The sequence below is a fragment of the Novosphingobium sp. KN65.2 genome, from assembly GCF_001368935.1.
Taxonomy (GTDB): domain Bacteria; phylum Pseudomonadota; class Alphaproteobacteria; order Sphingomonadales; family Sphingomonadaceae; genus Novosphingobium; species Novosphingobium mathurense.
This window is the reverse complement of record NZ_CCBH010000113.1, coordinates 26,834-34,149: the sequence shown is the minus strand read 5'-3', so window position 1 is coordinate 34,149 and position 7,316 is coordinate 26,834. Positions and strand designations below refer to the sequence as shown.

The window sequence follows — 7,316 nt, the reverse complement described above, 5'->3', positions numbered from 1 at the left end:
TCGGGGTGCTTGCCGAGCTCAAGATCCCCTTCAACCGCCGCGAGCAGTTCGCGCTCGAGAAGGTGCTGATCGACGAACTGCTCGGCTTCGGTCCGCTCGAGGAATTGCTCAACGATCCCGACGTCTCGGACATCATGGTCAACGGTCCGAACCAGACCTACATCGAAAAGAAAGGCAAGCTGCAGCTCGCCCAGACCAAGTTCCGAGACGAGCAGCACCTGTTCCAGATCGCCCAGCGCATCGTCAACCAGGTCGGGCGCCGCGTCGACCAGACCACGCCGCTGGCCGACGCCCGCCTCAAGGACGGCAGCCGCGTCAACGTCATCGTGCCGCCGCTCAGCCTGCGCGGCACTGCCATCTCGATCCGCAAGTTCTCCGAGAAGCCGATCACCATCGACATGCTCAAGGACTTCGGTTCGATGAGCGAGAAGATGGCCACCGCGCTCAAGATCGCCGGCGCCTGCCGCATGAACGTGGTCATCTCGGGCGGCACCGGCTCAGGCAAGACGACGATGCTCAATGCCCTGTCGAAGATGATCGACCCCGGCGAACGCGTGCTGACGATCGAGGACGCGGCCGAACTTCGCCTGCAGCAGCCCCACTGGCTGCCGCTCGAAACCCGACCGCCGAACCTTGAAGGTCAGGGCGCTATCACCATCGGCGATCTCGTCAAGAACGCCCTGCGTATGCGTCCGGACCGCATCATCCTGGGCGAAATTCGCGGCGCCGAGTGCTTCGACCTGCTCGCCGCCATGAACACCGGCCATGACGGCTCGATGTGTACGCTCCACGCGAACTCTCCGCGCGAGTGCCTTGGCCGTATGGAAAACATGATCCTGATGGGCGACATCAAGATCCCCAAGGAAGCCATCAGCCGCCAGATCGCCGAATCGGTCGACCTGATCGTACAGGTGAAGCGCCTTCGCGACGGTTCGCGCCGCACCACCAACATTACCGAAGTGATCGGCATGGAAGGCGACGTGATCGTCACCCAGGAACTCTTCAAGTTCGAGTACCTGGACGAGACCGAGGACGGCAAGATCCTCGGCGAATTCCGCGCCTCGGGCCTGCGCCCCTATACGCTGGAAAAGGCGCGCCAGTTCGGCTTCGACCAGGCCTATCTGGAAGCGTGCCTCTAACCGGTCGGAACGGACCTTCGAAACATTGAAGCGGCCTCGCTCTCCTGCAGGGCGGGGTCGTTTCGCATGCCCCTAGTTCACGCCGAGCCATGCCCTCCCGGAAATGCCGAGCAGCAGCACGGCCGCCAGCAGCGACCAGAAGAAGATCGTCGTCCACGGCATGAAACCGACGCTGTCGAGATTGCGCCGCTTCATCCGACGGCGGTCTCCGATCCACGCGACGAAGGCGAGGAGTGCAGCAAGCGCGCCTGCGGTTGCAAGAAAACGCATCGAATCATCCATGCCCTGCCCCTTGCCTCGCCGTGGCTGAGAGTTAAAGCGCTTATCCGTGCACCAAGCTGAGCGCCCCCTCCTGGCCATCGCGCTGCGACTGGCCGCCATGTCCATGCTCTCGACGATGTTCATGTTCATGAAGCTGCTCGGTGAGAACGGCGTTTCGATGCCCGAGACGATCTTCTGGCGGCAGGCCATGAGCGTTCCTCTCCTGCTCGGCTGGCTCTTTGCGACCGGACGCCTCCGGCTGCTCGCGACGCGACGATTGAAAGCCCATGCCACGAGATCGGTGATCGGGACGATGGGTCTTGTCTGCAACGTCGGCGCCGCCGTGCTGCTGCCGCTTCCGGTCGCCACCACTCTCGGGTTCACCGGCCCGCTGTTCGCAGTTCTGATCACTGCCCTTGTTTTGCACCAGACGGTCGGCAAGTGGCGCTGGACAGCTGTCGCACTGGGATTTGCCGGCGTCCTGATCATCGCCCAGCCCGGCAGCTCGGATATCCCGCCCATGGGTCTGGTGTTCGGCCTTGGTGCGGGAGTTGTCGTCGCCACCGTCAGCTTCCAGATCCGCGACCTTGCACGCACGGATGCCCCGATTGCCTGCGTGTTCTGGTTCGCGATGTTCGGCGCCCTGATCACGGCCGCGCTGCTGCCCTTCTACAGCCAGCCTCACGAGCCTCGCGTCTGGCTTCTGCTGGTGGGTACCGGCGCCGCCGGAACCTTGGCACAGACGCTGATGACGACTTCGCTACGCTACGGACAGGTCGCCACTGTCGTCGTCATGGATTACACATCACTCATCTGGTCGACGACCTGGGGCTGGCTGATCTTCGCCGATCTTCCGCCGACTGCGACCTGGCTGGGGGCGCCCGTCATCATCACGGCCGGGATCATCATCACTTGGCGCGAACACGTCCTGGCGCGCAACATTTCCGCGACATCTGCACTCGACGAAGGCTCCATCGAGCAGGCATCGGCAAGATCCCGGGGAACATGAGCGCCCACCGGGAGTTCCCTTGATCAACCCGGGCCCGGGATCGCTTGAATGCTGAAAGGGAATTACCGATGGTCAAGAAACTCGTTCTCGCACTTGCCGCAAGCGGCATCCTCTTCACTGCAACCGCCTGCAACACCGTAAAGGGCGCGGGCCGCGACATCGAATCGGTCGGCCAGGCCGGCGACGACGCGATCAATTGACGCCGATCGCTCCATGCACGCGCAGGGCCGCCCGCAAGTCGAGCGGTTCTGTCCGTGTGTTCACGATGACACGCGAGATCTTCCTTTCCGCAGCAGTACTGCCTAAATCCTGATTCAGCGGGTCCCGGACGACCGGAAGGCATGCCCGTTCAACAGGAAACAGAAATGATCAGGAAGCTCGTACTTACCCTTCTGGCTGGCACTGTCGTCCTTGGCGCAGCGGCCTGCAACACGGTTCGCGGTGTCGGCCAAGATCTCGAATCCGCCGCCAACACGGTCGACAAGGCCACCTGAGGCCTCAGGCCTCGACCGTCGCCTCGGGCGGTACAACGGCAGTATCGTGTCCTGGCCTGCGGCTCCACAACGAGGCCAGGAAACTGCCGATCAAAACATGCAGCACGGCGGAAATGGCCGCGGGGACAGGTGCAAGCGCGGCCTGCAACGGATTTGCGAACTGCCGCATGAAAGCAGGCGTCGAAGCCAGGCTCGCGCCCAGCCCGCTGTTCTGCATTCCCACTTCCACACTGATGGTTCGCGCGGACGCTTCGCTGAGGCCCAGCAGTCGGCTCAAGACATATCCAAGCCCGAACCCCGCCGCGTGCAGGGTAAAGACCGCGGCCAGCAGGATATTCGCATGGGCCTCGATCAGCGGCTTCGAGCGGGCGATGATGGCCGCCACGATCAGTACGACGAAAAGTACCGAAATGACCGGTGACACCGCGCTGGCCGCTTTCGTCACGCGCGGCAGGTAGCGGTTCATCAGGACCCCGACGATCACCGGCAACAGCACCACCGTCATCATGCCCCTGAACAGGTTCCAGCGGTCGATCTCGATGAAGACTCCGGCCAGCCAGCCCGTCAGCAACGGAGTCATGACAATGGCCACCAGTGTCGAGACCATCGTCATCGTCACCGACAGCGCCACGTTGGCCCGGGCGAGGTAACACACGACATTCGACGCGGTACCGCCCGGGCAGCAGGCCACGAGGATCAGCCCGACGGCAAGCCCCGCCTCCAATCCGAAGGCCCAGGCTACGGCGAAGCCGGCGAGCGGCATGATCGTGAACTGCAGGACGACCCCCGCAAGGACCTGCGACGGCATTGCCAGGACCCTGCGGAAGTCATCGAAGCTGAGGGTGATACCCATGCCCAGCATGATAACGCCGAGCATGACGCTGATCAGGGGCTGGCCGAAAGGCGCAAGACGCCCGTCGGCCACCCAGATGAAGTGATCGGGCATGAACCACGCCCAGGTTACGCCCAGCACGGTCCACAAGGCGAAAAGCCTCGTCACCCGATCCATCATCCGTCAAATCCCCCCGTCGGGCGGGTCAGCTCCCGCCAATCTCGCTTAGCGAGGGCTGTCCCGGCTCACCCGGTGCACCCTGCCACACGAGGACGGGCTTACGCGCTGCCTGCGTCTCGTCAAGACGGCGACGCGGTGCAAAGTGCGGTGCGGAGTGCAGGCTATCGTCGCCCGCCTTCGCCCGCTTAGCCAGACTGCGCAGCGAACCGATGAAGCGGTCGAGTCCGGCCTTGCTCTCGGTCTCGGTCGGCTCGACCAGCATCGCCCCCTTGACCACCAGCGGGAAATAGACCGTCATCGGGTGGAAACCCTCGTCGATCAGCCCCTTGGCGATGTCGAGCGTCGAGAAGCCATCGGCAAGGCCCGCATCACTGAACAGCGCCTCGTGCATGCAAGGGCCGCTCTTGGCGAACGGTGCCGGCAGCAGGTCCTCGCACGAACGCAGGACGTAGTTGGCGTTGAGCACCGCGTCCTCGGCAACCCGGCGCAGTCCATCGGCACCATGGCTGAGGATGTAAGTCAGCGCACGGGTGAACATGCCCATCTGGCCGTGGAAGGCGACCATTCGTCCGAAAGCGCGGCCATGGCCCTCGCCCCGGTTCTCTTCCTCGACGAGATGAATGCCCCCGTCAGGCCCACGGGTCACGAACGGCAGCGGCGCGAAGGGCGCCAGCGCTTCTGACAGGACGACCGGACCGGCACCCGGCCCCCCGCCACCGTGGGGCGTCGAGAAGGTCTTGTGCAGGTTGATGTGCATGGCATCGACGCCAAGGTCGCCCGGGCGCACCTTGCCGACGATCGCGTTGAAGTTCGCGCCGTCGCAATAGACATATCCGCCCGCCTCATGGACGGCATCGGCAATCGCCTTCATGTCCGGTTCGAACAGGCCGCAGGTGTTCGGGTTGGTGATCATCACCCCCGCCACGTTGGGTCCGAGCTTCGCCTTGAGCGCCTCGAGGTCGACGCGGCCGGCGGGCGTTGCAGGGATCGACTGTACCTTGAAACCGGCAAAAGCCGCCGTCGCCGGGTTGGTCCCGTGGGCGCTTTCCGGAACGAGCACGATGTCGCGCTTCTCACCGCGCGCGTCGAGCGCAGCGCGGATGCACAGCAGGCCGCACAGTTCGCCATGCGCACCGGCCTTGGGGCTCATCGCCACCGAAGCCATCCCGGTCAGCGTGATCAGCCAGTCGGCAAGCTGCTCGATCACTTCGAGCGCACCCTCGACCGACTTTTGCGGCTGCAGCGGGTGGACATCGGCAAAGCCCGGCAGGCGCGCCATCTTCTCGTTGAGGCGTGGGTTGTGCTTCATCGTGCACGAACCGAGCGGGAACGGCCCGAGGTCGATCGCGTAGTTCTGACGCGACAGACGCGTATAGTGCCGCACCGTTTCCGGCTCGGTGAGGCCGGGCAGGTCCGGTGCAGCCTTGCGCAGGAACTTAGACAGGCCCGCCGCGGGCGCGCGGTCGGGCGTATCGATATCGACGCCGCACTTGCCTTCCGCGCCCAGTTCGAAGCTCAGCGGCTCCTCGAGCATCAGCCCGTAATCGCCGCTGGAAGTTACGAATTTCTCCGAGGCTTCACCAGCCTCGCCCATGGTCGGACGCCAGCCCGCCGCGTTCACGCCGCTCATGCCGGCACTCCTTCCAGAACCGCTGCCAGTTCAATGGCAAGCGTCTCGATGTCTTCGTCGGTGGTCGCCTCGGTCGCCGCGACCAGCAGGCCCTTGTGCAGGTCTTCCTGGGCCGGGAACAGGCGGCCGAGAGAGACACCGCCCAACACCTTGCGGTCGGCCAGTTCGCGCAGCACTTCGCGCGCATCACCGGGCAGGACCAGCGTGACCTCGTTGAAATAGGCATCGTTGAGGAGCGAGACGCCGGGGATCTGCGTCAGGCGCTCGACCACTGCCTGCGTGCGGGCATGGTTCACGGCCGCCAACTGGGCCAGGCCACCGCCGCCAAGCAGGGTCAGGTGAATGCTGAAGGCCAGAGCGCAAAGCCCGGAATTCGTGCAGATATTGCTCGTCGCCTTCTCGCGGCGAATATGCTGTTCGCGGGTCGAAAGCGTCAGCACGAAACCGCGCTTGCCCTCGGCATCGACAGTCTCACCGCAGAGGCGGCCCGGCATCTGGCGCACGAATTTCTCGCGGCAGCCGAACAGGCCGAGGTAAGGTCCGCCGAACTGCAGACCGACGCCCAGCGACTGTCCTTCGCCCACGACGATGTCGGCGCCCAGATTGCCCGGCGCCTCGATCATGCCCAGCGCAACGGGCTCGGTCACGACGGCGATCACCAGCGCGCCCTTGGCATGGGCCGCTTCGGAAATCGCCGCGAGGTCCGGGACGCGGCCGAGGATATCGGGATACTGGACGACGACGCACGAGGTCTTGTCGTCGATCGCCGCGATCACCGCGGCATCGTCAGGCTCACCCTTGAGATCGCAGGGGAGCGAGGCGATCTCGTCCTCGGTGAACTTGGCCATGGTGCGCACCACTTCGCCGTAGTGCGGGTGCAGGCCACCGGAGAGGATCGCCCGATCCTTGCGGGTGATGCGCGCCGCCATCAGGATCGCTTCCCAGCACGCGGTCGAACCATCGTACATCGAGGCGTTGGCAATGTCGGTCCCGAACAGGCGCGCAACCTGGGTCTGGAACTCGAAGAGCACCTGCAACGTGCCTTGCGCGATTTCCGGCTGGTACGGCGTGTAGGCCGTCAGGAACTCACCGCGCTGGATGATGTGGTCGACCGAAGCCGGCACATGGTGGCGATAGGCCCCTGCCCCAAGGAAGAACGGCACCGAACCGGCGCTGAGGTTCTTGCCCGCCAGCGCGCTCATGTGCCGTTCCACGGCCATTTCGCTGGCATGCATGGGCAGCCCCTCGACCGGGCCGGAAAGCCGCGCCTCGGCGGGCACGTCGATGAAGAGATCGTCGACCGAGGCGGCGCCGATCACGTCCAGCATGGCGGCGCGATCGGCATCGGTCAGGGGCAGGTAGCGCAAGGGGCGTTACTCCGTACGATTCGATTGAGAATCAGAGGGTTTCGACAAATGCCTTGTACGCGGTCTCATCCATGAGACCTTCGAGCTCGGCAGGATCGGACAGGGTGATGCGGAACAGCCAGCCACCCTTCTCGGCATCGGTGTTGACCAGTTCCGGCTCATCGGCGAGCGCGGCATTGGCATCGGCAACAGTGCCCGAAACCGGCGTGTAGACGTCCGAGGCCGCCTTGACGGAATCGACGACCGAAACGGAATCGCCCTTGGCGACAGTGGCACCGGCGTCCGGCAGTTCGACGAAAGTGATGTCGCCGAGCTGGCCCTGCGCATAGTCGGTGATCCCGACCGTGCCGGTGTCGCCTTCGACTTCGATCCATTCGTGGTCTTCGGTAAAATAACGGGTCATC

Annotated in this window: 9 protein-coding genes; 4 read left to right on the top strand and 5 right to left on the bottom strand. The window is 64.4% G+C overall.

Annotation, left to right across the window (positions count from 1 at the left end; translation table 11 throughout):
* Nucleotides 1-1,139 (top strand): CpaF family protein (locus tag SPHV1_RS04185; RefSeq protein WP_054944805.1); only part of this gene is annotated, 1,139 nt, incomplete at its 5' end.
* 72 nt (nt 1,140-1,211) lie between these two features.
* On the opposite strand, the gene SPHV1_RS04180 is transcribed toward SPHV1_RS04185, so the two are convergent.
* On the bottom strand, nt 1,212-1,421 hold the full coding sequence (locus SPHV1_RS04180; RefSeq protein ID WP_054944800.1) for a hypothetical protein: 210 nt from the start codon (nt 1,419-1,421) through the stop codon (nt 1,212-1,214).
* Nucleotides 1,422-1,467: 46 nt separating this feature from the next.
* On the opposite strand from SPHV1_RS04180, the gene SPHV1_RS04175 reads away from it, so the two are divergent.
* The 3 genes from SPHV1_RS04175 (at nt 1,468) to SPHV1_RS24275 (ending at nt 2,903) form a co-directional block, all read left to right on the top strand.
* The gene (locus tag SPHV1_RS04175; RefSeq protein WP_079729624.1) at nt 1,468-2,409 is read left to right on the top strand and encodes a DMT family transporter; all 942 of its coding nucleotides are present in this window, start codon (nt 1,468-1,470) and stop codon (nt 2,407-2,409) included.
* A 68-nt stretch (nt 2,410-2,477) separates the two neighbouring features.
* Nucleotides 2,478-2,609, top strand: a complete 132-nt coding sequence (locus SPHV1_RS04170; RefSeq protein WP_054944799.1) for an entericidin A/B family lipoprotein — start codon at nt 2,478-2,480, stop codon at nt 2,607-2,609.
* 165 nt (nt 2,610-2,774) lie between these two features.
* Nucleotides 2,775-2,903, top strand: coding sequence for an entericidin A/B family lipoprotein (locus SPHV1_RS24275; protein ID WP_079729625.1), 129 nt, complete (start codon nt 2,775-2,777; stop codon nt 2,901-2,903).
* A 4-nt stretch (nt 2,904-2,907) separates the two neighbouring features.
* On the opposite strand, the gene SPHV1_RS04165 is transcribed toward SPHV1_RS24275, so the two are convergent.
* From SPHV1_RS04165 to gcvH, 4 genes are read right to left on the bottom strand one after another with little or no spacing between them, the layout of a single operon-like run.
* Nucleotides 2,908-3,915: a bile acid:sodium symporter family protein gene (locus SPHV1_RS04165; protein WP_054944798.1), complete on the bottom strand. Its 1,008-nt coding sequence runs from the start codon at nt 3,913-3,915 to the stop codon at nt 2,908-2,910.
* A gap of 25 nt (nt 3,916-3,940) precedes the next feature.
* Nucleotides 3,941-5,545 (bottom strand): aminomethyl-transferring glycine dehydrogenase subunit GcvPB, encoded by a 1,605-nt coding sequence (gene gcvPB / locus SPHV1_RS04160; protein ID WP_054944797.1) that lies wholly within the window; start codon nt 5,543-5,545, stop codon nt 3,941-3,943.
* Nucleotides 5,542-6,912, bottom strand: a complete 1,371-nt coding sequence (gene gcvPA / locus SPHV1_RS04155; RefSeq protein ID WP_054944796.1) for an aminomethyl-transferring glycine dehydrogenase subunit GcvPA — start codon at nt 6,910-6,912, stop codon at nt 5,542-5,544. Before gcvPA ends, gcvPB begins: the two co-directional genes overlap by 4 nt.
* 31 nt (nt 6,913-6,943) lie before the next feature.
* On the bottom strand, nt 6,944-7,315 hold the full coding sequence (gene gcvH / locus SPHV1_RS04150; RefSeq protein WP_054944795.1) for a glycine cleavage system protein GcvH: 372 nt from the start codon (nt 7,313-7,315) through the stop codon (nt 6,944-6,946).
* Nucleotide 7,316: the final 1 nt, after the last annotated feature.

Excerpts from the sequence above, each read along its gene's own strand:
- gcvPB (WP_054944797.1), bottom strand. The coding sequence starts at position 5,545 with ATGAGCGGCGTGAACGCGGCGGGCTGGCGTCCGACCATGGGCGAGGCT.
- SPHV1_RS04180 (WP_054944800.1), bottom strand. The coding sequence starts at position 1,421 with ATGGATGATTCGATGCGTTTTCTTGCAACCGCAGGCGCGCTTGCTGCA.
- gcvH (WP_054944795.1), bottom strand. The coding sequence starts at position 7,315 with ATGACCCGTTATTTTACCGAAGACCACGAATGGATCGAAGTCGAAGGC.
- SPHV1_RS24275 (WP_079729625.1), top strand. The coding sequence starts at position 2,775 with ATGATCAGGAAGCTCGTACTTACCCTTCTGGCTGGCACTGTCGTCCTT.
- SPHV1_RS04165 (WP_054944798.1), bottom strand. The coding sequence starts at position 3,915 with ATGATGGATCGGGTGACGAGGCTTTTCGCCTTGTGGACCGTGCTGGGC.
- SPHV1_RS04170 (WP_054944799.1), top strand. The coding sequence starts at position 2,478 with ATGGTCAAGAAACTCGTTCTCGCACTTGCCGCAAGCGGCATCCTCTTC.